Below are 25,405 nucleotides of genomic sequence, written 5' to 3' on the forward strand. Positions count from 1 at the left end.
TGAAACAAAAAAGGACGGCTTGCGCCGTCCTTCCATTGCAATTGACCTGACAAGGAATTACAGCGAGTAGTACATGTCGTATTCGACAGGAGACACTTCCACGCGACTGCGTGTCACTTCTTGCATCTTCAATTCGATGTAAGCGTCGATCCATGCATCGGTGAACACGCCGCCTTTGGTCAAGAAAGCACGGTCGGCGTTGAGCGCGTCCAAGGCTTGGTCCAAGCTAGAACACACGGTTGGCACCAACTTGTCTTCCTCTGGTGGGAGGTGGTACAGGTCTTTGGTGGCAGCTTCGCCAGGATGGATTTTGTTTTCGATGCCGTCTAAACCAGCCATCAACAAGGCTGCAAAGCCGAGATAGGGGTTGCACAATGGATCGGGGAAGCGCGCTTCCACACGACGCGCCTTATCTGAGGCCACGTTAGGGATACGGATAGAAGCAGAGCGGTTCTTGGCAGAGTATGCCAATTTCACAGGGGCTTCAAAGTGAGGTACCAAACGCTTGTAGCTGTTGGTGCCTGGGTTGGTGATGGCGTTCAAGGCACGGGCGTGCTTGATGATGCCGCCGATGTAGTACAGCGCCAAGTCAGACAAACCAGCATAGCCAGTGCCTGCGAACAAGTTTTTGCCGTCTTTCCAGATCGACTGGTGCACGTGCATGCCAGAACCGTTATCGCCAGCGTAGGGCTTGGGCATGAAGGTGGCCGTTTTGCCGTAAGCGTTGGCCACGTTGTGGACCACATACTTTTGCAACAAAGTCCAGTCAGCGCGTTCCACCAAAGTAGAGAACTTGGTGCCAATTTCGCACTGACCTGCACCCGCCACTTCGTGGTGATGTACTTCAACAGGGATGCCCACGGACTCGAGCAACAAGCACATTTCGCTGCGCATGTCGTGTGTGCTGTCGACGGGAGGCACTGGGAAATAGCCGCCTTTGACGCGGGGACGGTGGCCGCGGTTGCCGCCTTCAATTTTCTCGCCACTGTTCCATGGGCCTTCGTATTCGTTGATGGCGTAGAACGTGTTGTTGGGCTCAGTGCTCCAACGCACTTCGTCAAACAAGAAGAACTCTGGCTCGGGGCCAAAGTAAGCGGTGTCGCCAATGCCAGACTGCTTGAGGAATGACTCAGCGCGCTTGGCGATGGAACGTGGGTCACGCTCGTAGGCTTTGCCGTCGGTGGGTTCGATCACGTCGCAGATCAACACCAAGGTGATTTCTTCAAAGAACGGGTCAATGATGGCACTGTTGGGATCAGGCATCAACAACATGTCGGAGGCTTCAATGCCCTTCCAGCCAGCAATGGAGGAGCCGTCAAACGCTTGACCTTCTTCGAACTTGCTCTCGTCAAACTGCGACACAGGCGCAGTGATGTGCTGCCACTTACCACGGGTATCGGTGAAACGGAAATCGACGAATTTGACTTCGTTCTCTTTCACCATTTTGATTACGTCTGCGACGGTCTTGGCCATCAAGTTCTCCTGCTAGGGTTGTGAGATAAAAAAGAGTTTCGTTGGAGAGAATGCAGTTTTTGTGCCAACTAAAGCACATCACAGACAAAGCTTGCATCACCAACAAGTGTTCTATTTTGCACCGAGTTTGACGCTAATTAGCCACCAAAGCCTATCCAGCTGCGAAATACAAAAAACATACGAAACACCAACTTGGTGCAAAAAATGCACCAAGTTAGGTTTATCTTACTTTCGCACCAATTCGGGGCCTAGCTTGACGCCGAAGGGTTGAAGACCTGCAATCATCGCAGCATAAGCTTGCGCCACCACATCTGGCGCACCTTTGACGCCTAACTCGATGTGCCGACCATGCACAGGATGATCCATGCTCGGCAGGCTGAACACCTTCACGCCGTCGAAGTCGCGCTCCAAGTCTTGCATGAGCGGGGTGAGCGTGGCCTCCATCGAGCCATACACGATGACGGAATGTTCAACCCAGGCCTCATGCTGAAACAGATGCGGGTACTGCGTATCAAGCACCCATTGCATCATGGGCCAAGCCATGACCGGAAAGCCAGGCACAAAATGCACGGCGCCCCCGCCTGAGCCCAGCGACGTGAAGCCGGGAATCTTGTTGTAGGGGTTGGGGATGATGCGCGCGCCCACTGGAAAAACGCCCATGTTGAGGCGGTGGATGTTGTCGTGACGGTCGGGCTCGTACGGTACGCCTTGCTCTTTGGCGGTGTCTTGTATGCGCTCGCGAATCAAGGCTTCGGCATCTGGGTGCAACACGATGTCTACTCCCAAGGCCTTGCCAGCGCATTGGCGGGTGTGGTCATCGGGCGTCGCACCAATGCCGCCGCAAGAAAACACAATGCTGTTGGTCTCAAACGCACGCGCCAAGGTGCGCGTGATGCGCTCGGGTGAATCGCCCACGTAATCGGCCCAGTCGAGGGACAAACCACGGGCGCTTAAGAGTTCAATGAGTTTGGGCATGTGCTTGTCAGCACGCTTGCCCGAGAGAATTTCATCACCGACGATGATGAGGCCAAACTCGGGTCTGGTTTTAGCCAAAGGGGGGACGGGGGGGGTTAATTGGGTCATCTGCAGATGCTACCTCGGGCAAAGGCACCAAGGCACCCATCACCACAGTGCCCGACTCAGCCCGCAGGGCTTCGAGCGCAGCCAAGCTGTAATGCGCAAACCACAGCGAGGTGAATGCAAACACCAAGGCATAAATCCAAATGGCCAAGGGAATCAGCACCAAAAACGCTGCCGCAAACACCGCACCCGAGGCCCACACCAGACTAGGCAATGCGCCCAAATAGCCCGTGAGCACGCCAATCGTCAGCAACCCAGCCCGATGCTGACGGCCGATGGCCAAGCGCTCGTCGCGACTGGCATGGTTGACCAACGCATCAAACACCATCACGCGGTAACTCAGCCATCCCCAAATGAGAGGCGGCAGGATGAACATCAATGGCGGCACGGCCCACAACGGCAAGGTGATGACCATCGCCCCCATGGCGATGACGGTAGAGCCCACCGTCCACACCAAACTGGTCAGGGTGGTGCCTCCGTGCTTGAGCGCCAAATGCGCAAAGCGGCGCTGCACCACAAGGTCGACCAAGGCGGGCGTCATCATCAACGACACGGCTAACAAAGAGATCACAACCAACACGGGGGTGATGGCAAAAATCACAACCAATGGCACCATGACGGCTTGCAACTCGGCGGCTCCTTTGTCTTGCAGCCAATCCATCATGCCTTGCAAAACTTGCCAAGAGGCCAAGATCTCGCGCACCCACTCTTGGGTGGGCGACCAATAGAAGTAGCCCCAGCTCACCGACAGCACCAGCAACATGGCGAGCGGCAACAGGGACAGGAGCATGACGCGAGGCATCAAGCAATAGACCAATGCGCGCCAAAAAGAATCCAAAAACAAGGGCATGCCAAAAGCATACCCCAGCTCGTTAACGCGCAGATGAAAAACCCAAGGCACACATGAGGCGTTTGATACCCAGACGCTGCTGCGACCACAAACTTTCGCCGTAATCGACCCCCTGCTCCACTTGGTCACGAATACCTGTAGATTCGAAACGCGAATCGAAGTTAGCGGTTCCAAACATCACGTCCCACCAGGGCAGGAGCACGCCAAAGTTGTGTCCCCCAAGAACGGTCCTTGCACCTCTGGATGTTTCGTGCCCCAAGCCAATGGCGTGGTGCAGCCGGTGAAACCGCGGGCTAACCCACAAGCGCTCACCCCAAAGGCCAAAGCTCACGCGTAAGTTGGCATGTTGGAAATTTTCAAACAACTGCGTGACGGCCACCACCGCCACAAACTGGGTAGGAGCAATGCCAATGAGTTGCGCCACCATCACCCAAACCACTGCGCCCAGCATGTCGTCCAGCAAGTGGTTGCGGTTGTCGCTCCATTGCGTCATCTGACGCTGTGAGTGATGCAGCGCATGCAAAGCCCACCACCAGTTCCACTGGTGCTGGGCGCGGTGCAGCCAGTAGTTGACGAAATCAAACACCACCAGGTAAATCAGCAAACTCACCCACGGCCCGTCCGTCACGCCAGGCCACATGTTGTCTAAATGAAAAGTGCCTACACCTTGCACCCGCAACTCGCCCATGAGCGTGTCGAGCACGGGGTCGACCAGCAAGAACAGCGCCACGCGAAAAAACCCCAAACGGTGGATGATTGTGTAGATCACATCCACAAGAACAGCGCGCCTATCGGTGACAGCTTCAACGGGTCGCCAGCGTTGCAGCGGGCCAATGACCACCAGCATGACCCCTATTTGAAGCAACCCCACCAGCAACCAACCTGTGCCGTCAAACACATCTTCCAAACGATTACCCAGCCCCAAGGCAAAAGCGATGGGCTGCATCACGCCCTCGTACAAAGCCGCTTGCGTGTTGGCGAATAAATCGATCAGCGTGTCCATGCTTTGAATTGTGGATGGTCTTTGAGCGTGGCAAAGCAAAACCCTTTGGCTTTGAGGCCTTCAATCAAGGGCTCCAACACCGCAGGTGCCCATGGGTCTTGGCGCGACCAAATGCCCAGGTGCGCCATCAAGATATCGCCAGAGCGAATGTTGTTCAATGCACGCTGCTGCAGCAAGGCGTTGGGAAATTTATCGCTGGGCAACTCGTCACCCAAAAAGCCCGCATCGGCCCAGCCCACATGGGCGAAGCCGCATTGCTTGGCTGCGGTTAACAAAGAAGGTGAGGTTTTACCGCCAGGCGCACGAAACAAGGGCAATGGCTTGACGCCTGTGATTTGTTCAAGACGTGTGTTGGACAGTTGCAATTGGTCGCAATAACGCTGGCTGGTCCAGACCTCGGTTTGTCCTTTGTTGGGCCCTGCGCTGGGGCGCATCTGCCAGCTACCGCGGGGCAGATCTGAGCGCCAGTAGACATGGTCAAAGGTGTGAGATGCAAAGGCATGGCCTTCCGCGCCACGGGCCTTCCACCAAGGGGCCCAATGCTCACCCAAAGAGCCATCGCCGACTTGGGTGAGCTCGTTGGCCGCAAAGAAGGTGACCTTCACATTTTGCCGATTCAACACGTCGGCGATGAAGGGGGCCACACCCATGTGGCCCGTGTCAAAGGTGAGGTAGAGCGGTTTGCTGCAAGACGCCGCTTGGGCACCCGCACCGCAAAGTAACAAACCAGCCACCACCCACGCCCGCCCTGCAACGCACTGGCGCTTGAGCAAAGACAACAGGCGTTGCAGCGATTGGCTCATGGTCAATACCGTTTGGCATGGTCCAAGGTCCAAATGCCGTGAGGCGATTTGCCCACTTTGACTTGGCGCACCAACTGACCGGTGGTGGTGTCAATGACGCTCATTTTTTTAATCCAACGTGAAGACACCAACAGCAGTTTGCCGTCTGCCGTGACTTCCATGCAATCAGGCCCGCCAGGCGCAGCGAATTGCTGAACGGACTCTAAGTTCGCATAGTCGATTTTGTTGACCGTGTTGGCCACGCGGTTGCCCACAAACACATGGCGGCCATCACCTGCGGCCCGAAACGCGTGGGCACCTGCACCCGTAGGAATCGTTTTGAACAACTTGGGGCTTGTGCCCGAGACATCAAACACTTGCACATGGTTGTCGCCTGTCAGGCCAACCAACAGGTATTTGTCGTTGGGTGTGCCAAACACGTCGGCTGGCATTTCACCGGTTTTGATGCGCCATTTGATGGTCTGGCTGGCCAAGTCCACCGCGACCAACTCGTTGCTGTCTTGCATCGTGGCAAAGGCTGTGGTGCTTTTGGTGTCAATCCAAATATGACTGGGCGTTTTGCTGGAAGGAATACGCTTGGCCAGCACCAAGTCTTTGCCATCCCAGCGGTAAATGTCGATGTGGTTCAAGCGGTTGGCCACGGTCACAAACCACTTCATGTCGGGCGAAAAGCGCAACTGGTAAGGATCGAGCGTGCCCCGCACCACACGCTGCACCTCAGCCGTGCGGGGATCGATGAAGGTCAGCGAATCGCTGCCAGCATTAGCCACGATGACCGATTTTTCGTCGGGCGTGAGGTAGAGGTGGTGCGGCTCTTTGCCTGTAGGGATGCGCCGCGTTTCTTGCCAAGTGACAGGGTCAATGACGCTGACATTGGCATCGAGTGAATTGAGCACAAAAATAGGGTTGCCCGCATACACAGATGGCACGGCCAAAAGCAAGCAACCAGCCAAAGCCAGCGATACACGTTGAATCAAAAACACAGATATTTCCCTCAAAAAAAATCTGTCTCCAGTGTAACGATCGGTGCCTAGCCACAGGAAAAACAAGGCTTCAATTTGATCCAATGTCATTGACACAGCGCAAACAAGGCATCAGCAACCCGCTGAGTCAATTGTTTGAAGCCAACAGCTTTAACTCCTCGGCGCTGATCCAGCGCCACTGGCCAGGAGCCAAATCGGCGGGCAATTGCATGACGCCAATTTGCGAGCGGTGCAAGCCCACCACCTTGTTGCCCACAGCAGCCAACATGCGTTTGACTTGGTGGTATTTGCCTTGCGTCAAGGTCAGTTGCAAATGGTGCTCAGCCACCACGGAACAAGCCGCCGCTTTGACAGGCTTGGGCGAGTCATCGAGCACCACACCCGCTAGCAGGCGCTGCACTTGCGTGTCGTCGAGCGGATCGGCCGTGGTCACCTCGTACACCTTGGGCACATGGTGGCGAGGCGAACTCATGCGGTGAATCAGCGGACCATCGTCTGTCAACACCAACATGCCCGTGGTGTCTTGGTCCAAGCGCCCCACTGCTTGCACGCCTTGCACCGCACTTTTTTGCGGGCGGTTGCGCAAAGGCGGCGGCAGCAAGGTGTACATGCTGGGCCACGCCGAAGGCTTGTGCGAGCATTCGAAGCCTGCGGGCTTATGCAGCAGCACATAAGCTTTGGCATGGAAAGACCACAGCACGCCTTGCACTGCGTATGGAAGACCTTCGAACACGTCAAGGTCTTGCAGGGCATCGTCACAGGTGACCAAGCCCTCGCCCAGATCGACCTGCACGAGCCCAAGTTGAATCAGGCCTGCGCAAATTCGTCGCGTGCCAAAACCTTGGGAATACAAAATGTCTTGTAATTGCATAGGTCAATCGTAAACTGAAGCCACCATGAAACCCAGCTCACACTATTTGCAATGCCACGGCTTCAACATCCACTTCACCGCTTGGGGCGATGCCTCGCTGCCAGCGGTGATCGCGTGGCACGGCTTAGCACGCACAGGCCGTGACTTTGATGCACTGGCCGAACAGCTCGCACCCCACTACCGCATCATTTGCCCCGACACCATTGGTCGAGGCCTGAGCCAGTGGAGCAACAACCCCAAAGACGACTACAGCTTTGCCACCTATGCCCGCATCACGCTGGACTTGATGGATGCGCTGCACATCCAACAAGCGCATTGGATTGGCACATCCATGGGCGGCGCCTTGGGCTTGGTGTGTGCTGCTGGGTTGGAGCTCCCAGCCTTCAAAGGCCGCATTCGCAGCTTGGTGTTGAACGACATCGCACCTGAAATTTCTGTCGCCGCCGTGGAACGCATCAAAGCCTATGCAGGTCAGCCGCCAGCGTTTGATACGGTGCCCGAGCTGCAAGCCTTTTTCCGTGCCGCCTACGCGCCGTTTGGCCAACAAACCGATGCCCAGTGGACGCACCTGACGGAAACCTCCACGCGCCGCCTGCCCGATGGCCGCGTGACGCCGCACTACGACCCGAACATCACCCAGCAGTTTTTCCGTGAAGTGCCCGAGTACCCGATGTGGGCTGCGTACGACAGGCTGAACATGCCGGTGATGGTGATGCGTGGCGAGAATTCAGATTTGATTGCCACCGCGACCATTCAAGCCATGCAAACCCGCGGCCCTGGGGCCAAGGGCTTGTTGCGCACTGAAGAGATTGCAGGCTGCGGCCATGCGCCTGCATTGAACGTGCCCTCGCAATGGCAGTTGGTGATGGCGTTTTTGCAGTCAGCTAGCTAAGTTAAGTCGATACCCACACTGGGTGCTTGTGCATCACAGCTGCAAAGTCCTCTGAGGCTTCAAATGCGTTGAGCCACTGCGCTAAATGTGACCAAGGCTGTGCATCAAACCACGCACGGTCGGTGCGGGCAAACTGGCGCACAAAGGGCGCCACGCAAGCATCCAACAAGCCCCATCGATCGCCTGACAAAAATTGATTCGATTGCAAGTGTTGTTGCCACTGCATCAGCAGCTCAGCCCCTTGTGCGCGGTGCTGCACACCATCGCTCAAGCCAAAACGCTGCGGGTATTTGTAGCGGTCAAGATGGGCTTTGAACGCACCGTCGTTCAAAGCTATGCCCTGATCAGCCCAAGCCCATGCCTCGGGTGTGCTGGGCAGCCAATGCAGTGGGTCGTTTTGTTGCAAGGCCCAAAGCATGATGGCTGAGCTTTCCTCCAACACCTCTCCATTCAACAAACACAACACAGGCACCGTGCCCTTGGGTGAAACCGCCAACAGGTGAGCGGGCTTGGCTTTGAGGGAAACTTCACGGTGCTCATAAACCACGCCACTGACACGCAAAGCCATGCGCGCGCGCATGGCGTAAGGGCATCTGCGGAAAGAATAAAAGAGATGCATAAAAAATCGAATAACAAAGGTAAGTGCCAAGATCGTCTAATCGCGGTCTTTCATCTCCCAAGTCGCCAGCCGCCACTCCAACGACAGCAGCGAGACCGCGGCGGCAGCGATGACGACCACCGCATTGGGTTCAAAGCCTAAGTTTCGCACCTTCCAAATGGCACAGCCCAACTTGCTGCGAAAATAGCGCCATGACATACAGCGTGAAAGAAATGTTCTACACCTTGCAAGGTGAAGGCGCCAATGCAGGGCAACCCGCCGTGTTTTGCCGTTTCGCCGGCTGCAATCTGTGGAGCGGCCGCGAGGAGGACCGCAGCTCGGCCATTTGCCAGTTCTGCGACACCGACTTTGTGGGCACCGATGGCACGCATGGCGGCAAGTTTGACAGTGCCCAAGCCTTGGCAGCGGCCGTTGCCAGCTTTTGGCCCACCAGCGACACCCAGCACCGCTTGGTGGTGCTGACCGGTGGCGAGCCTTTGCTGCAAGTCGATGAGACCTTGGTCGATGCCCTGCACGCACAGGGCTTCACCATCGCGGTGGAAACCAATGGCACGGTCGCTCCCCCCAAAGGCATTGACTGGCTGTGCATGAGCCCCAAGGCTGGCAGCCAACGGGTGGTGGACACGGGCCAAGAGCTCAAGCTGGTGTTTCCGCAGGCGGGTGCCGAACCCACTTTGTATGAATCTTTGGACTTTGAGCATTTTTATTTGCAACCCATGGATGGGCCCAATGCAGCAGCCAACACTGCTGCAGCGGTGGCCTATTGCCAAGCACACCCGCGCTGGCGCTTGAGCGTGCAAACCCACAAGTTGATTGGCATCCGATGACCTACGAACTCAGCCAGCGCTTCTACTTTGAAGCCGCCCACACCCTGCGCCGCAAGATTGATGCTGAGGGCAGCCTGCGCATCCACGGCCACACTTATCACGCGGAGGTGACACTTGCAGGCAAGCCCGACCCCGAGTCGGGCATGATGATGGACCTTGGCTTTTTGCGCCAAGAGGTCGACAAAGTGCGTGCAAAGTTGGACCATCATTTTCTCGACGATGTGGCGGGCCTCGGGCCAGCCACGCTAGAGAACCTGTGCGCCTTTATCTACAACGACCTCAAAAGCAGCTTGCCCAACATCCACCGCATCAAGATTGAGCGCCCCGCCAGCGGCGACACCTGCTGCTTGTTGCCCAACGAAAAATAAATATGACCATTCAAACCGTTGTGTTCGATGCCTATGGCACCTTGTTTGATGTGTATAGCGTCGGTGCATTGGCCGAGCAACTCTACCCAGGCCAAGGCGCGGCCATCTCGGTGTTGTGGCGCGACAAGCAAATTGACTACACACGACTCATCACCCTGTCTGACCCACACGGAACCAAGGGCAGCCGCTATTACCAATCCTTTTGGGACATCACGCGCAATGCCTTGCTCTACACCCTGGAGCGTTTCCAACTCGATACCCAACCCGAACACATCTCCGCCCTGATGGGCCAATATGCCAAGCTCACACCTTTTGCTGAAAACGTGGGGGTGCTGCAAAGCTTGAAAGAGCGCGGCATCACCACGGCCATTTTGTCGAACGGCAGCCCAGTCATGCTCGAAACAGCGGTATCGAGTGCCGGCATGACAGACTTGATTGACCACGTCATTTCGGTAGACCCGATTCGCCTCTTCAAAACCTCTCCCGAGTCCTACGCCTTGGTGCAAACAACCATCCCCTGTGAGAAGCAAGACATTTTGTTTGTGTCTAGCAACGCGTGGGACGCTTTGGGCGCCACGTGGTTTGGTTTCTCCACCGTGTGGGTGAACCGCCAGCATTTACCCTTTGAGACCATCGGCCCCAAACCCAGCTACACAGGCCACGATCTGACACGCGTGTTAGACGTGTTCAACCACTGATGGACAGCCTGCGCATTGACAAGTGGCTGTGGGCCGCACGCTTTTATAAAACACGCAGCCTCGCGTGTGATGAAGTCACCAAGCACCGCGTGCAAATCAATGGCCAAGATGTCAAGCCTGCGCGTGAGGTGAAGCTGGGCGACACCCTGACTGTGCGCCAAGGCAACGTGATCAAAACTGTGATCGTCAAAGGCATCAGCGCCACACGGGGACCGGCACCGGTGGCGCAACAGCTGTACGAAGAAACACCTGAGAGCATGGCCTTGCGTGCAAAACTTGCCGAACACAACCGCATGTCTGCAGAGCCTGCACACAGCATCGAGCACGGCCGCCCCACCAAGCGCGACCGCCGCCAAATCACACACGCATGGGACCAGCGCTGGAGCGCAAGTGCCGACAACTAACCACACAAAAAAGGGAATACACCCATGGGCGCTCAATGGAAAGCCAAAGGCAAAGACTTAGCCGCCAACGCCAAAGGCCGCGTCTTTAGCAAACTGGCCAAGGACATCATGGTCGCCGCGCGTAACGGCGCAGACCCTGCGGCCAACGCTCGCCTGCGCATGGTGATGGAACAAGCCCGCAAGGTGTCGATGCCCAAAGACACGCTGGACCGCGCCATCAAAAAAGGAGCGGGTCTGACTGGAGAAGCGGTGCAGTTTGAACGTGTGATTTACGAGGGCTTTGCCCCGCACCAAGTGGCGGTGATGGTCGAGTGCTTGACCGACAACGTCAACCGCACCGCGCCAGAAATGCGCGTGCTGTTTCGCAAAGGCCAGCTCGGCACATCGGGCTCGGTGTCGTGGGACTTTGACCACATTGGCTTGATTGAAGCCGAACCCACCGCCCCCGATGCAGACGCTGAAATGGCCGCCATCGAAGCGGGTGCGCAAGACTTTGAAGCGGGCGACGAAGGCAGCTCGGTGTTCGTCACCGACCCAGCCGACCTCGACCTGGTGAGCCGTGCCCTGCCTGCGCATGGTTTTAATGTGCTGTCTGCCAAGCTGGGCTACAAGCCCAAAAACCCTGTGGATCCCGCCAACCTGAGTGCTGAAGCATTGGATGAAGTCGAAGCCTTCCTGTCCGCCATTGACGACAACGACGATGTGCAAAACGTCTACGTGGGGCTGGTGAGTTAAGTTCTTTCATGACCGTATCCAAAAAAAGCGCCCAAGCCACCTCTGGCATGTTGGGCATTGACTTCGGCACCTCCAACTCCGCCATCGCTTGGGCTACGCCGCAAGGTGTTGCCCAACTCATCCCATTAGAAGGCGATGCTCTGGCCATGCCCACGGCTGTGTTTTACAACGCCGAAGAGGGCAGCACACACTTTGGACGCGAGGCCATCACACACTATCTAGAAGGCACCGAGGGACGCTTGATGCGCTCGCTCAAAAGCCTGCTGGGCAGCCCGCTGCTGATGGATACCACGCTCATCAACAACCAGCTGGTGAACTTCTCAGACATCATCACCACCTACTTGGCAGCCCTGCGCGAACGTGCTGCGCGACACTTGGGCCATGCCCCCACACGCGTGGTGATGGGCCGCCCCGTGCACTTTGTCGACGACGATGCAACGCGTGATGCACAAGCAGAAAGCTCGCTGCGTCAAGCGGCTCAAAGCGTGGGCTTCACAGACATTTCGTTTCAGTTCGAGCCCATCGCTGCTGCGCTGGACTACGAACGGCGCCTCACGCGCGAAACCACCGTGCTGGTGGCCGACATAGGCGGCGGCACTTCCGACTTCACCGTGGTGCGCTTGGGCCCAGCGCTGATGCACCAGCCCAACCGTGCCGACGATGTACTGGCCACGACAGGTGTACACATTGGCGGAACCGACTTTGACCAAAAGCTCAGCCTGGGCCAAGTGATGCCGCTGCTGGGCTATGGCCACATCGGACCACAACAGCGCGAAGTGCCCAACCGCGTGTTTTTTGACTTGTCCACTTGGCACTTGATCAATTGGCAATACCAACCCAAAGCCATGGCGCAAGCCAAAGCCCTGCAAGTGAATTACAACGATGTGCAATTGCATGACCGCTTGATGCGCGTGCTCAACGAGCGCTATGGCCACCACATGGCGCACGATGTGGAGCAAGCCAAAATTCATTGCTCGCAAAGCGATGGTGACACACGCATCGACTTGTCCTACATAGAGGCTGACTTGGCGACCACATTGGGCAGCGCTGACTTAAACGCCCACTTGGCTTCGCTACTGGCTGACACCGTCGCCTGCGCCCGCGAGTGCGTGCAACGCGCAGGTCTTCGCCACGCCAAGCCAGACGCCGTGTACCTCACAGGTGGCTCATCGGCGCTGCGCACATTTCAACAAGCGCTGCAAGCTGAATTTGCAGGCGTGCCTTTGGTCGAGGGAGACTTGTTTGGTGGCGTGGCGTCGGGCTTGGTGTACAGCCGCCGGTGAGCACAAATCCACTCGGACGCACGCAAACAATAACAAAAAAAGGGTTCCCATGTGGGAACCCTTTGCATGGATTGAAACGCGTTACTTGGCGACTGAATACTTGGCAATCAAAGCTTTGGCACCGTCGAGCATTTGCTTGCCGTTTTTGCCTTTGCTGTTCATGTCAGCCACCCACTCATCCGTCAAAGGTTGACCAATTTTTTTCCAGTTTTCCAACTCGGCTTTTGAAATCACATTGGTGGTGTTTTTGGTGGTCATCTTCTTGCCTTCTACGTCAGCTTGCAAGAACGCCTTACCCGCCATGCCAGACAAGGTTTGACCGCTGTTGTTGTCGATGACTTTCTTCAGATCAGGGGACAACGCGTCGTACTTGGCTTGATTCATCGCAAACACGAAGGTGGCGGTGTAGAAAGCGGGTTCGGCTGGATCGGTTTCGGAGTGGAACTTCACCAACTCTTGAATCTTCACCGCTGGCACCACTTCGTAAGGCACCACAGCGCCGTCAATCACACCTTTAGACAAAGCGTCACCCACTTGAGGCACAGGCATGCTCACCGGAGTGGCACCCAACAAAGCAATGAACTTGTTGGTGGTGCGTGTGGGGGCGCGCAATTTCAGGCCTTTCAAGTCAGCCGAAGTGCGGATGGGCTTGTTGGTCATGTGAAACACACCGTCGCCGTGCACGTGGAAAGCCAAAGGCTTGACGTCTTTGAACTCAGCCTTGGCGTATTGGTCTACATAGTCCCAAAGTGCTTTGCTGGTGGCTTCTGGGCTTTGCATCATGAAGGGCAACTCAAACACTTCGATGGAAGGGAAGCGGCCGGCGGTGTAACCAGGCAAGGTCCAAATCACATCGGCCACGCCGTCACGGGCTTGTTCAAACAACTGAGGGGGCGAACCGCCCAATTGCATGGAGGGGTAAATTTGGCACTTCATTTTGTTGTTCGACTCTTTGGCGATCTTGTCGCACCAAGGTTGAATCAACAAGGTTTGCGCAAACGATGAGGCCGGCAAGAAGTGGTGCACCTTGAGTGTCACGTCTTGGGCCATCGCTGCTGGGCTCAGCGCAGCCACGGTCAAGGCAGCAGCAGCTGCGATTTTGAGAAAGCGAGTCTTCATTTTGTCTCCAGTGATAAAAAACTTAGGTCAGCGCGTGCACCAGCCACAAGGAAATGGCGGGGAACGCAATCAGCAACGCCAAACGAATGCCGTCAGTGATGAGGAAAGGGACGACGCCTTTGTAGGTTTCGACCATGGGCACATCTTTGGCTAAGCCATTCATGATGTACACGTTCAAGCCCACGGGCGGGAAGATCATGCCGATCTCACACACAGTGAGGATCAGAATACCAAACCATAGCGCTTTGTCCGAAGGGTTTAACCCGAAGAAGTCCATGCCCAAAATGACAGGGAACAAGGTGGGAACTGTCAACAAAATCATGGACATCTCGTCCATCACACAGCCCAAGATGATGTAGAAAATCATGATGCCCGCCATCACCACCACAGGGGAAATTTGCAAGTGACTCACCATGTCGGCCAGCTGCGCGGGCAGCTGTGACAAGGCCAAGGACGCATTGATCATGTCAGCGCCTATGAAGATCAAAAAGATCATGCCGCTGGTCTGTGCGGTGGTGCGAATGGACGCCACCAGTTTGTCAAACGTCATTTCTCGGCGCAACAAGGTGATGGCAAAGGTCAGCACATTGCCAATGGCTGCACCTTCTGTAGCGGTAAAGAGTCCCCCATAAATGCCACCAAACACCACCAAAAAGATCACTGCAATCGGCCACACATTCAACGCGCTTGACAGCAGCTCACTGCCTGTTGCAGCCTTGGCTTGAGGCGCTTGCTCGGGGTGAATGCGCACGATCACCGCAATGGCGACAAGATAGCCCACCGCGGCGATGAGCGCGGGAATGTAGGCGGCCAAGAACATTTTGGTGATGTTTTGTTCGGTCAAGATGGCATAGACCATCAAGGTCACAGAGGGCGGCAACAACACACCCATCGTCCCACCCGTGGCCAAGGCCGCCGTGGCCAGTCGGCCCGAATAGTTGATGCGGCGCATCTCGGGGTAAGCCACTTGGGCAATCGTGGCGGTGGTGGCCACCGTGGACCCCGAAATCGAACCAAACGCGGCGCAAGCCAACACACCTGCCATGGCCATCCCACCTTTGAAGCGACCCAGCAAAGCGTTGGCAAAGTCAAACAAAGCCTTGGACAAGCCACCGTGCACAGCAAACGCGCCCATCAACATGAACAGCGGAATGACGGACAAGTCGTAAATAGAGACACGGCTGTAAACCGCACCCTTGAGGTGTGACAACAAAGGCAACCAACCGGACAAGGCCAAATAACCCAAGGCACCTGGCACAAACATTGAAATTGCAATCGGCACGCGAACGGCCATCAACGCCAACATGGCGCCAAACATGGCCAAGCCAATACTCATCGTGCTCATACTTCTTCCTTTGCCATCCAACCCAGGTGCTGCAGCGTTTGAGCCAAACCAATCAACGCGCACAGCACCAAGCCTGGCACCATCAACATATAGGGAATCCACAAGGGCAAAGCCATCAGCATGGAAGTTTCTTGGTTGGCTTTGATGTCAATGCCGCCCACTGCCACCCGCCAAGCGACCAAGCCCAACACCAGCGTGTAGAGCAATGTGCCAAAGGCATCCAGCCTGCTTTGCGTTTTTTTTGAAGTGCCTGTGGTGAAAAAATCAACAATGATGTTGGCTCTGCGAAACTGGGTGTAGGGCAAAAATGACGCCACCACCACTGCACAGCCCAACTGCACCAACTCCACATCACCCAAAATGGGATGCGAAAAGAAGGCACGGCCCACCACACTCACCACAGTGACACAGGCAATAGCCACCAGCACAATGCCCCCTATGGTGGCGCTGGCATCGCATAGCCTTTGCAGCAAACGGTCCACACTGGACGATGGGCTGATGGTTTGACTCATACATATTCCTCTGATCGATCTTTTTAGTTTTGTAAATTCTCTCGACGAATTAGATTTTTAGTCGAAGAAACAGAATCTAGCAGATATGCAATTGCGGCATATCTACCGACCTGAGATCTCGTGCACAAGCGAATGATCGGGGCCTATGCAGGCAAATTGGCTCTCATCTGCGCGCGCTTACTCGCCAAAATTCAAGGGTAAACCCACGTAGTTCTCCGCCATGGTGCGTGAGCCAGCTTCGCTGTGAATCAGGTAGTCCAACTCTGCCTCTTGAAGTTTTTGTCCCATCTCACCTTGATCAGGAAAACTGTGCATCAAGCTGGTGAACCACCATGAAAAACGCTCTGCACGCCAAATGCGCGCCAAGCAACGTGTGGAGTAATGGTCGATGCCTGCATGCGACTTTTCAACACAGGCTTCGATCAGCGCATCAGACAAATACTTCACATCGGTGGCGGCCAAATTCAGCCCCTTGGCGCCAGTGGGTGGCACGATGTGGGCGGCGTCGCCTGCCAAAAACAAGGTGCCAAAACGCATGGGCTCGGTCACAAAGCTGCGCAGCGGGGCAATGCTTTTTTCAATGCTTGGTCCCGTCACCAATTGGTCGCGCGCTTGTGTATCGAGGCGATTGCGCAGCTCGGCCCAGAAAGCGTCGTCGCTCCACTGCTCGACCTTGTCGGTGAGCGGCACTTGCAGGTAATAGCGGCTGCGGGTGTGGCTGCGTTGCGAACACAGCGCAAAGCCGCGCGGGCTGTTAGCATAAATCAGCTCTTCGTGCACGGGCGGTGTGTCAGACAACACACCCAGCCAGCCGAAGGGGTACACCTTTTCAAACTCTTGAATTGATTTTTTGGGCACGCTGGCACGGCACACCCCATGAAAGCCGTCACAGCCTGCAATGAAGTCGCACGTGATGGTGTGGCTCTTGCCGTCTTTGCTAAAGCTCACGCTGGGCTGGTCGGTGTCGAAGCCGTGTATTTGCACGTCATCGGCTTCGTAAATCGTGGTCAGGCCAGCGGATTGGCGGGCATCCATTAAGTCGCGGGTGACTTCGGTTTGGCCGTAAACCATCACTTTTTGACCGCCCGTCAGGGCCGCCAAGTCAATGCGGTGCCGCTCACCTTTGAACAACAAATCAAAGCCCGTGTGGACCAAGCCTTCTTTCTTCATGCGCTGGTCCACACCTGCTTGCGCCAACACCTCGAGCGTGACTTGCTCTAGCACGCCTGCGCGAATACGGCTCAACACATAGTCAGGGCTTTGGCGCTCCACGATCACGGCATCCACGCCAGCCTTGTGCAACAGTTGCCCCAACAACAAACCCGAAGGCCCGCCACCCACAATCACCACTTGAGTTCGCATGTCTCATTTCCCTATTGGTAGAAGTAGTGCAAGATTAAGGGCGCATTTGATCCAGCGCAAAGCGCCAACAGCAATGCTGCACGGTGAATAGAATAGACGCACGATGATCGTGCAACCTACACCCAAACCCTCCGCATGAACAAAGCCGACTGGATTGAAGGCATGGCCCGTGGCATGGCCGTGCTGGAGAGTTTTGACACCGAGCGCCAACGGCTCAACGCCACCCTGACCGCGCAACGCACAGGCCTGACGCGTGCGGCTGCGCGGCGCCACCTGCTGACGCTGGCAGAACTGAACTACTTGGAAACCGATGGGCAATATTTCTGGCTCTCCGCCAAGGTGCTGGGCTTTGCAGGCAGCTATTTGTCGAGCGCGCGCTTGCCTCGGGCCGTGCAACCCACGCTTCACCAATTGAGCTTGGCGACGCAACTGTCATGCTCAGTAGCCGTCCTGCAAAACGATGCGGTCATCATCGTGGCGCGAGGCATATGGCAAGGCTGCGACTTACCCGCCAAAACCAGCCACAGTGTGTTGGCCTATGGGCTGCATGTGGGCACGCGCTTACCCGCCCACGCCACATCGACGGGGCAAGTGCTGCTGGCCAACTTGCAAGCCGCACCGTTGAAGGCATGGCTTGAAGCCAATCCCCTCAGCCGACTCACAGCGCGAACCGCCACCCAAGCCAAGGACTTGAAACAAAAACTCAAACAAGTGGCCAAACAAGACTATTGCTTGGCATTAGAAGAGCACGAGCTAGGCGTGGACGCTTTGGCTGTGCCACTGCGCAATGAACGCGGGGACATGGTTGCAGCGCTTAACTTGGTGCGCTCAGGTGCTGGGCCAAACGCGCCAGATTTGGTAACGCGTTGGTTGGCGCTGTTGCAGCAAACTGCGCAAGCATTGAGGCCGTTGATATGAAAAAAGCCGCTAGGTGGTGAAACCTAGCGGCCTTTAAACTTGCATATGGTGGAGCTGGCGGGATTTGAACCCGCGTCCACAAGCCTTTTTCGTACAGTTCTACATGTGTAGTCGTCTGATTTGAGTCTTATCTGATGAACCGCGCAGCGACACGCTGAACATCAAACCAGCATCCTTAGATCTCGCACAACATCAAGGTGCCCGATGTCATGCCAGCCAATATGAGTTACCTTGCAGCTAGGACTTTTGAGGTTTTAACACCTCAATCACCCTAACCCAGCCTATCGGCCAACTGTTGCAAGGCTCACCGGATTAAGCGGCGAGTGCGAAACGTTCGTCGTTTGCAGTTAGTTTTTTTTCTGTTGTTTTACGAGGATCAGAACCTCGACATGCCCTGCCACGCGTCCGAACCCATGTCGAAACCAGTGCAGCCCCAAGTCTCGTATTTTAAGCCTGCGCCAGCAATTGCAAGAGCTTATTTGGGGAATCGACTGATAAATCTGCACCCCACGCGCTGACATTGGACTTTTCGCCCAAATAGCCGTAAGTGGCAGCCACGGTCATCATGCCTGCGGCCAGGCCCGCCACAATGTCACGCTCGTCGTCGCCCACGTACAGGCACTGCTCAGGCGGCAGAGCCAAGCGCCGTGCGGCCTCAAACAGGGGCTCAGGATGGGGCTTGGAATGCGGCGTCGTGTCGCCACTCACAATGGCACTGGCACTGGCAAACAAAGGCATAGCAGCGGTGAGCGGATCGGTGAAGCGCGCCATTTTGTTGGTCACCACACCCCAGGGCATTTGACGCAGTTGCAGATGCTCAATCAAGTCCTCCACCCCATCAAACACATACGTGCGCTCGGTCATGGATGCTTCGTAATTGACAAAGAACTCCTCGCGCATGGCCAAGAAGTCTGCGTGTTCAGGCGTCAAGTCGAACGCCACCTTCAGCATGCCACGCGCGCCAGCACCAGCGAGTGGGCGGTACAGCTCATAAGGTAGAGAAGGTAAGCCTCGATCGGTGCGCATTTTGTCGGCAGCAGCGCCGAGATCGGGGGCGCTGTCAATGAGTGTGCCGTCCAAGTCGAACAGCACCGCGCGTATATGTTTCAGCATCACAGGGGTTTGTGCGTGGCAACCATGTAGTTCACGCTGGTGTTATGACTAAGCCAATAGCGCCGTGTCAGCGGGTTGTACTCCATGCCACGGGTGTGCTGCCACTGCAGGCCCGCTTCGCGACAATCACGGGCCAGTTCGCTGGGACGAATGAACTTGGCGTACTCGTGGGTGCCACGGGGCAACAAGTTCAGTACGTACTCGGCCCCCACGATGGCAAACAAAAACGACTTGGCATTGCGGTTGAGGGTTGAGAAAAACACATGACCACCCGGTTTGACCAACTGCGCACACGCACGCACGATGGACGATGGGTCGGGCACATGTTCAAGCATTTCCATGCAGGTCACCACATCAAAGCTGGCCGGTTGCTCGCCAGCCAAGACCTCCACGGCCACTTCTCGGTACTGCACATTGGGTGTTTGCGCTTCTAAAGCATGCAATTGCGCCACTTTGAGAGACTTGGTGGCCAAATCTATGCCCAACGCATGTGCACCAGATCGTGCCATGGCATCGGTCAAAATGCCGCCGCCACAACCCACATCCAGCACTTTTTTGTCTTTCAAAGGCGCAATGCCGTTGATCCAATCCAAGCGCAGCGGGTTAATTTGATGCAGCGGGCGAAACTCACTCTCAGGATCCCACCAACGGTGAGCAAGGTCTGAGAACTTGGCCAATTCGGCCTGATCAAAATTGGTGTGCGCGGCAGTGTTTTGCATGGTTGGTATTGTCGTTCAAGCAAAAAGAAACCCCGCCAAGGCGGGGTTTCTTTTTTAGATCAAGTCAGATCAGTTCTTGCGGGTGCCCACAACTTCGATCTCAACGCGGCGGTTCTTCGCACGGCCTTCGGCGGTGACGTTGCTAGCGACGGGTTGCTTCTCGCCTTTGCCTTCTGTGTAGATGCGGTTTTTCTCGATGCCTTTTGACACCAAGTAAGCCTTCACAGCTTCAGCGCGACGCACTGACAATTTTTGGTTGTAAGCGTCAGAGCCGACAGAGTCGGTGTGACCCACAGCAATGATGACTTCCAGGTTGATGCCTTTGACTTTAGACACCAAGTCGTCCAACTTGGTCTTGCCAGCTGGCTTGACCACAGCTTTGTCGAAATCAAAGAATGCGTCAGCAGCGTAAGTGACTTTGGTGGCAGCAGCCACTGGCGCAGGGGCTGGAGCAGCGGCTCTAGGAGCAGGAGCAGGAGCGGGTGCAGCCACAGGAGCAGGAGCCGGTGCAGCAACGATAGCGCCGTCACAGCCTGGCGCAGCAGTTGCGGGTGTCCAAGTGGCATCGCGCCAGCACTGACCTGTGGAGTTTTTCCAGACGTCGCCAGAGGCGCTACGCCAGTTGTCAACGTGTTGAGCCACAGCAGCGGTAGCCAAAGCAGCGGTAGCAACAAAAGCTGCCAAGTTCTTCAAGTTTTTCATGATTCACCTCTGAGGGATTTATAAGCCGCAGACCACTCTGCGAATTCAGGCAATCTAGGTGTGAACACCTGTGACGCTTGAAATATTGTGCCACAACAGAAACGAGTAAATTATTCTAATAAATAGACTTCACAAATTAAGCAGAGGGCTGTTGCTTAGCTGCCACAAAGGGAGAGGCCACTTATCAGCCTAAAATGTTAGGCTTCCTGTACATCGGCCTCTTTCATGACCCAGTTCGCCAAAGAAACCTTGCCCATTAGCCTAGAAGAGGAGATGCGCCGCAGCTATCTAGATTACGCCATGAGCGTGATTGTGGGACGCGCCCTTCCCGATGCGCGTGACGGTTTAAAGCCAGTGCACAGACGTGTCTTGTTTGCGATGCATGAGCTCAACAACGACTGGAACCGTCCCTATAAAAAGTCAGCCCGTATCGTGGGTGACGTGATTGGTAAATACCACCCGCACGGCGACAGCGCGGTATACGACACCATTGTGCGCATGGCGCAAGACTTTTCGCTGCGCCACATGCTGGTGGACGGCCAAGGCAACTTTGGCTCGGTCGACGGTGACAACGCTGCGGCCATGCGTTACACGGAAATCCGTTTGTCTAAGATCGCTCATGAAATGTTGAGCGACATCGACAAAGAAACTGTCGACTTCGGCCCTAACTATGACGGCTCTGAAAAAGAGCCCTTGGTCCTGCCAAGCCGCATCCCCAATCTCTTGGTCAACGGCTCTTCTGGCATTGCGGTGGGCATGGCCACCAACATCCCGCCGCACAACTTGAACGAAGTGGTAGATGCGTGTTTGCACATGCTGCGCCACCCCGAGGCCACCATTGACGAGCTGATGGAAATCATCCCCGCGCCCGACTTTCCAACGGCCGGCATTATTTATGGCATCAGCGGCGTCAAAGACGGCTACCGCACGGGCCGCGGCCGCGTGGTGATGCGAGCCAAGTGCCACTTTGAAGACATCGACAAAGGTCAGCGCCAATCCATCATCGTGGATGAATTGCCTTACCAAGTGAACAAAAAAACCCTGCAAGAACGCATGGCCGAGTTGGTGCACGAGAAAAAGATCGAAGACATCAGCCACATCCAAGACGAGTCAGATAAATCCGGCATGCGCCTGGTGATTGAACTCAAGCGCGGTGCTGTGCCTGAAGTGGTGCTCAACAACCTCTACAAACAAACCCAGCTGCAAGACACCTTTGGCATCAACATGGTGGCCTTGATCGACGGCCAACCCAAGCTGTGCAATTTGCGCGACTTGATTGCCGTGTTCTTGGGCCACCGCCGCGAGGTGGTCACACGCCGCACCATCTATACCCTGCGCAAAGCCCGCGAACGCGGCCATGTGCTGGAGGGTTTGGCCGTCGCCTTGGCCAACATCGACGAGTTCATCCGCATCATCCGCAATGCGCCTACGCCTCCCGTGGCCAAGGCTGAACTGATGACCTTATCGTGGGACAGCCAACTGGTGCGCGAAATGCTGACCCGCAGCCGCACTGATGGCGGCGTGATCAATGCTGACGACTATCGGCCCGACGGTTTGGAAAAAGAATTTGGCATGGGAAGCGATGGCCTCTACCGCTTAAGCGACACCCAAGCCCAAGAAATTTTGCAAATGCGTCTGCAGCGCTTGACAGGTCTTGAGCAAGACAAGATCGTCAACGAATACAAAGACGTGATGGCCGAAATCGACGACTTGCTCGACATCTTGGCCAACCCCGAACGCGTGTCCACCATCATTGGTGACGAGCTGGCTTTGGTGAAAAACGAATTTGGCCAAACCAAGCTTGGCGCTCGTCGCAGCGTGATTGAGCACAACGCCCAAGACTTGGGCACTGAAGACCTGATCACGCCAACAGACATGGTGGTCACACTCAGCCACAGCGGCTACATCAAAAGTCAGCCCTTGTCTGAATACCGCGCCCAAAAACGTGGCGGCCGCGGCAAGCAAGCCACGGCCAACAAAGAAGACGATTGGGTGGACCAGCTGTTCATCGCCAACACGCACGACTATTTGCTGTGCTTCTCTAACCGAGGCCGCTTGTACTGGCTCAAGGTGTGGGAGGTGCCTGCCGGCTCACGCGGCTCACGCGGCCGCCCCATCGTCAACATGTTCCCGCTGCAAGAAGGCGAAAAAATCAACGTTGTTTTGGCGCTCACTGGCGCTGCTCGTACCTTTCCTGAAGACCAATTTGTGTTTATGGCCACGTCGATGGGCACCGTCAAGAAAACCTCACTCGACGAGTTCAACAACCCACGCAAGGGCGGCATCATCGCTGTCAACTTGGACGAGGGTGATTTCTTGATTGGCGCCGCCCTGACGGATGGCAAGCATGATGTGATGTTGTTCAGTGATGGTGGCAAAGCTGTGCGCTTTGACGAAAACGATGTGCGCCCCTTGGGTCGCAGTGCCCGCGGAGTGCGTGGCATGATGATCGAAGATGGCCAAAGCGTGATCGCCATGTTGGTGTCGGAGCAAGAAGACCCCGCTGCCCTGAACGACGACACAGTGGCTCGCGCCAGCGTGTTGACCGCCACCGAAAACGGTTATGGCAAACGCACCAACATCAGCGAATACACCCGCCACGGCCGTGGCACCAAAGGCATGATTGCCATCCAGCAATCTGAGCGCAACGGCAAAGTTGTGGCTGCCACCTTGGTGCAAGCGGATGACGAAATCATGCTCATCACCGACACCGGCGTGCTGGTGCGCACACGCGTGGCTGAAATCCGCGAAATGGGTCGCGCCACCCAAGGTGTGACTTTGATTGGTTTAGACGAAGGTGCCAAGCTCAGCGGCTTGCAACGCATTGTTGAAAACGATGCCAACGCACACTTCAGCGAAGGTGCTGAAGACGACAACACTGACGGCAGCACCGACGCCCCTCAAGAAGGTTAATGCAGGCATGACGCGCCCGTTTAACTTTTCTGCAGGTCCAGCAGCCATGCCGCTAGAGGTGCTGCAGCAAGCCGCCGCCGAGATGACCAACTGGAACGGCAGCGGCGTGGGTGTGATGGAAATGAGTCATCGCGGCAAAGAGTTCATCAGCATTTACGAACAAGCCGAAGCTGATGTGCGCGAGCTGTTGGCCGTACCCGCCAACTTCAAAATCTTGTTCATGCAAGGTGGCGGCTTGGCAGAAAACGCCATCGTCCCTTTGAACCTGTCGCGCGGACAATCCATCGATGTCGTCATCACTGGCAGTTGGAGCGAGAAGTCTTACCTAGAGGCTGGCAAATACTGCACCGCCCATGTAGCAGCCTCAAGCGCTGACAGCCACTTCACCTCCCTGCCAGCAGCCGAACAATGGCAGCTCAGCCATGATGCGCAATACGTGCACATCTGCACCAACGAAACCATCCACGGCGTTGAGTTTCATACCCTCCCCGACCTCCAAGCCTTGGGCTCTGAGGCTCCGCTGGTGATCGACTTCTCCTCCCATGTGCTCTCGCGCACGGTGGACTGGTCCAAGGTGGGCTTGGCCTTTGGCGGCGCACAAAAAAACATCGGCCCTGCAGGCGTGACGCTGGTCATCGTGCGCGAAGATCTGATGGGCCACGCGCTCAGGTCCTGCCCGAGCGCGTTTGACTACCAAGTGGTGGCAGCGCATGGCTCGATGTACAACACGCCGCCCACCTACAGCATCTACATGGCGGGCCTGACCTTTCAATGGCTCAAGCGCCAAAAACAAGGCGAACTCTCTGGCGTCGCAGCCATGGAACATCAAAACATCGCCAAAGCCAAGCTCTTGTATGACTTTTTGGACAACGCCAGCTTCTACAGCAACAAAGTGGCGCATGACTGCCGCTCTCGCATGAATGTGCCCTTCTTTTTAGCGGATGAGTCGCGCAACGACGCCTTTTTGGCTGGGGCCAAAGCCTTAGGCCTGTTGCAGCTCAAGGGCCACAAATCGGTGGGCGGCATGCGCGCCAGCCTCTACAACGCCATGCCCATTGCTGGCGTGCAAGCCTTGGTGGATTACATGCAAGCGTTTGAAAAAACACAGGCCTAATAAACACATGAGCCAACAACCCCTCCAGTCCGACGCCCTTGCCAACTTGCGCTTGCAAATTGACGCACTTGACAAACAACTGCTGCAACTGGTCAACGACCGGGCCAAATTGGCCGAGCTTGTCGGTGACATCAAACGTGCCGAAGGCTCACCCTTCTTTCGTCCCGACCGCGTGGCCCAAGTGATTGACAAAATCACCCAAGCCAACCCAGGCCCGCTGAAGAACGAACACATCGCTGCCATCTGGCGCGAAATCATGTCAGCTTGTTTGGCGCTTGAATCGCCTCAGCGTGTGGCCGTACTCGGCCCTCAGGGCACGTTCTGCGAACAGGCAGCGATTGAGTTTTTTGGCAGCGCCGCCAACCTGATTCATTGCGCCAACTTCGACGAAGTCTTCCACGCCACTGCCGCAGGCACCGCCCAATACGGCGTGGTGGGCATGGAGAACTCGACCGAAGGCGTGGTGGCCCGCTCGCTCGATTTATTCTTGCGCTCGCCCGTGCATGTGGTGGGTGAGGTGAGCTTGCTGGTACGTCACAACCTGATGCGCCAAAGCAACTCAGATGCTGGCATTGAAGTGGTCCTGGCTCATCCGCAAGCCTTGGCGCAATGCCAAGGTTGGTTGAGTCAACACCTGCCCCTCGTCGAACGCCGTGCCGTGGCCAGCAATGCCGAGGGGCAGGTGTTGACTCAACCAAC

At 56.1% G+C, this 25,405-nt stretch carries 27 protein-coding genes and 1 other RNA gene; 11 read left to right on the forward strand and 17 right to left on the reverse strand.

Annotation, left to right across the window (positions count from 1 at the left end):
* Positions 1-57 precede the first annotated feature (57 nt).
* From glnA to V7Q41_RS09640, 7 genes are all read right to left on the reverse strand, one after another.
* Positions 58-1,473 carry a type I glutamate--ammonia ligase gene (gene glnA, locus V7Q41_RS09610; RefSeq protein ID WP_333845602.1) on the reverse strand — a complete coding sequence of 472 codons (1,416 nt, stop codon included), beginning with the start codon at positions 1,471-1,473 and terminating at the stop codon, positions 58-60.
* Between the two features lie 225 nt (positions 1,474-1,698).
* Positions 1,699-2,556 carry a competence/damage-inducible protein A gene (locus V7Q41_RS09615; protein WP_442918838.1) on the reverse strand — a complete coding sequence of 286 codons (858 nt, stop codon included), beginning with the start codon at positions 2,554-2,556 and terminating at the stop codon, positions 1,699-1,701.
* The gene (locus V7Q41_RS09620; RefSeq protein WP_333845605.1) at positions 2,519-3,403 is read right to left on the reverse strand and encodes an EI24 domain-containing protein; all 885 of its coding nucleotides are present in this window, start codon (positions 3,401-3,403) and stop codon (positions 2,519-2,521) included. The genes V7Q41_RS09615 and V7Q41_RS09620 overlap by 38 nt, the downstream gene beginning before the upstream one ends.
* 22 nt (positions 3,404-3,425) lie before the next feature.
* The gene (locus V7Q41_RS09625; protein ID WP_333845606.1) at positions 3,426-4,406 is read right to left on the reverse strand and encodes a sterol desaturase family protein; all 981 of its coding nucleotides are present in this window, start codon (positions 4,404-4,406) and stop codon (positions 3,426-3,428) included.
* Positions 4,394-5,209, reverse strand: a complete 816-nt coding sequence (locus V7Q41_RS09630; RefSeq protein WP_333845607.1) for a polysaccharide deacetylase family protein — start codon at positions 5,207-5,209, stop codon at positions 4,394-4,396. Before V7Q41_RS09630 ends, V7Q41_RS09625 begins: the two co-directional genes overlap by 13 nt.
* Positions 5,210-5,211: 2 nt before the next feature.
* Entirely contained in the window at positions 5,212-6,198 is a 987-nt protein-coding gene (locus tag V7Q41_RS09635; RefSeq protein ID WP_442918842.1) for a YncE family protein, read from the reverse strand.
* Positions 6,199-6,319: 121 nt separating this feature from the next.
* A complete protein-coding gene (locus V7Q41_RS09640) occupies positions 6,320-7,063 on the reverse strand; it encodes a 16S rRNA pseudouridine(516) synthase (RefSeq protein WP_333845608.1) in 744 nt (247 codons plus the stop codon).
* Positions 7,064-7,088: 25 nt separating this feature from the next.
* On the opposite strand from V7Q41_RS09640, the gene V7Q41_RS09645 reads away from it, so the two are divergent.
* On the forward strand, positions 7,089-7,955 hold the full coding sequence (locus V7Q41_RS09645) for an alpha/beta fold hydrolase (RefSeq protein ID WP_333845610.1): 867 nt from the start codon (positions 7,089-7,091) through the stop codon (positions 7,953-7,955).
* A 1-nt stretch (position 7,956) separates the two neighbouring features.
* Here V7Q41_RS09645 and V7Q41_RS09650 read toward each other — a convergent pair whose 3' ends face one another.
* A complete protein-coding gene (locus tag V7Q41_RS09650) occupies positions 7,957-8,535 on the reverse strand; it encodes a glutathione S-transferase (protein ID WP_442918839.1) in 579 nt (192 codons plus the stop codon).
* A gap of 75 nt (positions 8,536-8,610) precedes the next feature.
* Complete coding sequence (locus V7Q41_RS09655) at positions 8,611-8,772, reverse strand: hypothetical protein (RefSeq protein ID WP_333845612.1); 162 nt, start codon at positions 8,770-8,772, stop codon at positions 8,611-8,613.
* Here V7Q41_RS09655 and queE point away from each other — a divergent pair.
* From queE to V7Q41_RS09685, 6 genes are read left to right on the forward strand one after another with little or no spacing between them, the layout of a single operon-like run.
* Positions 8,766-9,401 carry a 7-carboxy-7-deazaguanine synthase gene (gene queE / locus V7Q41_RS09660; RefSeq protein WP_333845613.1) on the forward strand — a complete coding sequence of 212 codons (636 nt, stop codon included), beginning with the start codon at positions 8,766-8,768 and terminating at the stop codon, positions 9,399-9,401. The genes V7Q41_RS09655 and queE overlap by 7 nt on opposite strands.
* Positions 9,398-9,769, forward strand: a complete 372-nt coding sequence (locus V7Q41_RS09665; protein ID WP_333845614.1) for a 6-carboxytetrahydropterin synthase — start codon at positions 9,398-9,400, stop codon at positions 9,767-9,769. The genes queE and V7Q41_RS09665 overlap by 4 nt, the downstream gene beginning before the upstream one ends.
* Before the next feature lie 2 nt (positions 9,770-9,771).
* The gene (locus tag V7Q41_RS09670) at positions 9,772-10,467 is read left to right on the forward strand and encodes a haloacid dehalogenase type II (RefSeq protein WP_333845615.1); all 696 of its coding nucleotides are present in this window, start codon (positions 9,772-9,774) and stop codon (positions 10,465-10,467) included.
* On the forward strand, positions 10,467-10,871 hold the full coding sequence (locus V7Q41_RS09675; RefSeq protein ID WP_333845616.1) for an RNA-binding S4 domain-containing protein: 405 nt from the start codon (positions 10,467-10,469) through the stop codon (positions 10,869-10,871). Before V7Q41_RS09670 ends, V7Q41_RS09675 begins: the two co-directional genes overlap by 1 nt.
* Before the next feature lie 24 nt (positions 10,872-10,895).
* Positions 10,896-11,606: a YebC/PmpR family DNA-binding transcriptional regulator gene (locus tag V7Q41_RS09680; RefSeq protein ID WP_333845617.1), complete on the forward strand. Its 711-nt coding sequence runs from the start codon at positions 10,896-10,898 to the stop codon at positions 11,604-11,606.
* A gap of 8 nt (positions 11,607-11,614) precedes the next feature.
* Positions 11,615-12,889: an Hsp70 family protein gene (locus V7Q41_RS09685; protein WP_333845618.1), complete on the forward strand. Its 1,275-nt coding sequence runs from the start codon at positions 11,615-11,617 to the stop codon at positions 12,887-12,889.
* An 81-nt stretch (positions 12,890-12,970) separates the two neighbouring features.
* On the opposite strand, the gene V7Q41_RS09690 is transcribed toward V7Q41_RS09685, so the two are convergent.
* The 4 genes from V7Q41_RS09690 to pobA all read right to left on the reverse strand — a co-directional run bounded on the left by V7Q41_RS09690 (position 12,971) and on the right by pobA (position 17,227).
* A complete protein-coding gene (locus V7Q41_RS09690; protein WP_333845619.1) occupies positions 12,971-14,008 on the reverse strand; it encodes a TRAP transporter substrate-binding protein in 1,038 nt (345 codons plus the stop codon).
* A gap of 22 nt (positions 14,009-14,030) precedes the next feature.
* Positions 14,031-15,353 carry a TRAP transporter large permease gene (locus V7Q41_RS09695; protein ID WP_333845620.1) on the reverse strand — a complete coding sequence of 441 codons (1,323 nt, stop codon included), beginning with the start codon at positions 15,351-15,353 and terminating at the stop codon, positions 14,031-14,033.
* Positions 15,350-15,865: a TRAP transporter small permease gene (locus V7Q41_RS09700; RefSeq protein WP_333845621.1), complete on the reverse strand. Its 516-nt coding sequence runs from the start codon at positions 15,863-15,865 to the stop codon at positions 15,350-15,352. The genes V7Q41_RS09695 and V7Q41_RS09700 overlap by 4 nt, the downstream gene beginning before the upstream one ends.
* A gap of 177 nt (positions 15,866-16,042) precedes the next feature.
* Positions 16,043-17,227 carry a 4-hydroxybenzoate 3-monooxygenase gene (pobA, locus tag V7Q41_RS09705; protein WP_333845622.1) on the reverse strand — a complete coding sequence of 395 codons (1,185 nt, stop codon included), beginning with the start codon at positions 17,225-17,227 and terminating at the stop codon, positions 16,043-16,045.
* A gap of 135 nt (positions 17,228-17,362) precedes the next feature.
* On the opposite strand from pobA, the gene V7Q41_RS09710 reads away from it, so the two are divergent.
* The gene (locus V7Q41_RS09710; protein ID WP_333845623.1) at positions 17,363-18,145 is read left to right on the forward strand and encodes an IclR family transcriptional regulator domain-containing protein; all 783 of its coding nucleotides are present in this window, start codon (positions 17,363-17,365) and stop codon (positions 18,143-18,145) included.
* A 46-nt stretch (positions 18,146-18,191) separates the two neighbouring features.
* Here the strand turns inward: V7Q41_RS09710 and ssrA are convergent.
* The 4 genes from ssrA to ompA all read right to left on the reverse strand — a co-directional run bounded on the left by ssrA (position 18,192) and on the right by ompA (position 20,679).
* Positions 18,192-18,580: a transfer-messenger RNA gene (gene ssrA, locus V7Q41_RS09715) on the reverse strand.
* A gap of 12 nt (positions 18,581-18,592) precedes the next feature.
* Positions 18,593-19,258, reverse strand: coding sequence for an HAD-IA family hydrolase (locus V7Q41_RS09720; protein ID WP_333845624.1), 666 nt, complete (start codon positions 19,256-19,258; stop codon positions 18,593-18,595).
* Positions 19,258-19,977: a bifunctional 2-polyprenyl-6-hydroxyphenol methylase/3-demethylubiquinol 3-O-methyltransferase UbiG gene (gene ubiG, locus V7Q41_RS09725; RefSeq protein ID WP_333845625.1), complete on the reverse strand. Its 720-nt coding sequence runs from the start codon at positions 19,975-19,977 to the stop codon at positions 19,258-19,260. The genes V7Q41_RS09720 and ubiG overlap by 1 nt, the downstream gene beginning before the upstream one ends.
* Before the next feature lie 69 nt (positions 19,978-20,046).
* Entirely contained in the window at positions 20,047-20,679 is a 633-nt protein-coding gene (gene ompA, locus V7Q41_RS09730; RefSeq protein WP_333845627.1) for an outer membrane protein OmpA, read from the reverse strand.
* Between the two features lie 225 nt (positions 20,680-20,904).
* On the opposite strand from ompA, the gene gyrA reads away from it, so the two are divergent.
* The 3 genes from gyrA to pheA all read left to right on the forward strand — a co-directional run.
* Positions 20,905-23,592 (forward strand): DNA gyrase subunit A, encoded by a 2,688-nt coding sequence (gene gyrA, locus V7Q41_RS09735; protein ID WP_333845628.1) that lies wholly within the window; start codon positions 20,905-20,907, stop codon positions 23,590-23,592.
* Positions 23,593-23,599: 7 nt separating this feature from the next.
* Positions 23,600-24,706, forward strand: a complete 1,107-nt coding sequence (gene serC, locus V7Q41_RS09740; RefSeq protein WP_333845629.1) for a 3-phosphoserine/phosphohydroxythreonine transaminase — start codon at positions 23,600-23,602, stop codon at positions 24,704-24,706.
* A 7-nt stretch (positions 24,707-24,713) separates the two neighbouring features.
* On the forward strand, positions 24,714-25,405 hold a 692-nt coding region (gene pheA, locus V7Q41_RS09745; RefSeq protein WP_333845630.1), incomplete at its 3' end, for a chorismate mutase.

Source organism: Limnohabitans sp., from assembly GCF_036804465.1.
In the GTDB taxonomy this organism is placed as follows: domain Bacteria; phylum Pseudomonadota; class Gammaproteobacteria; order Burkholderiales; family Burkholderiaceae_C; genus Limnohabitans.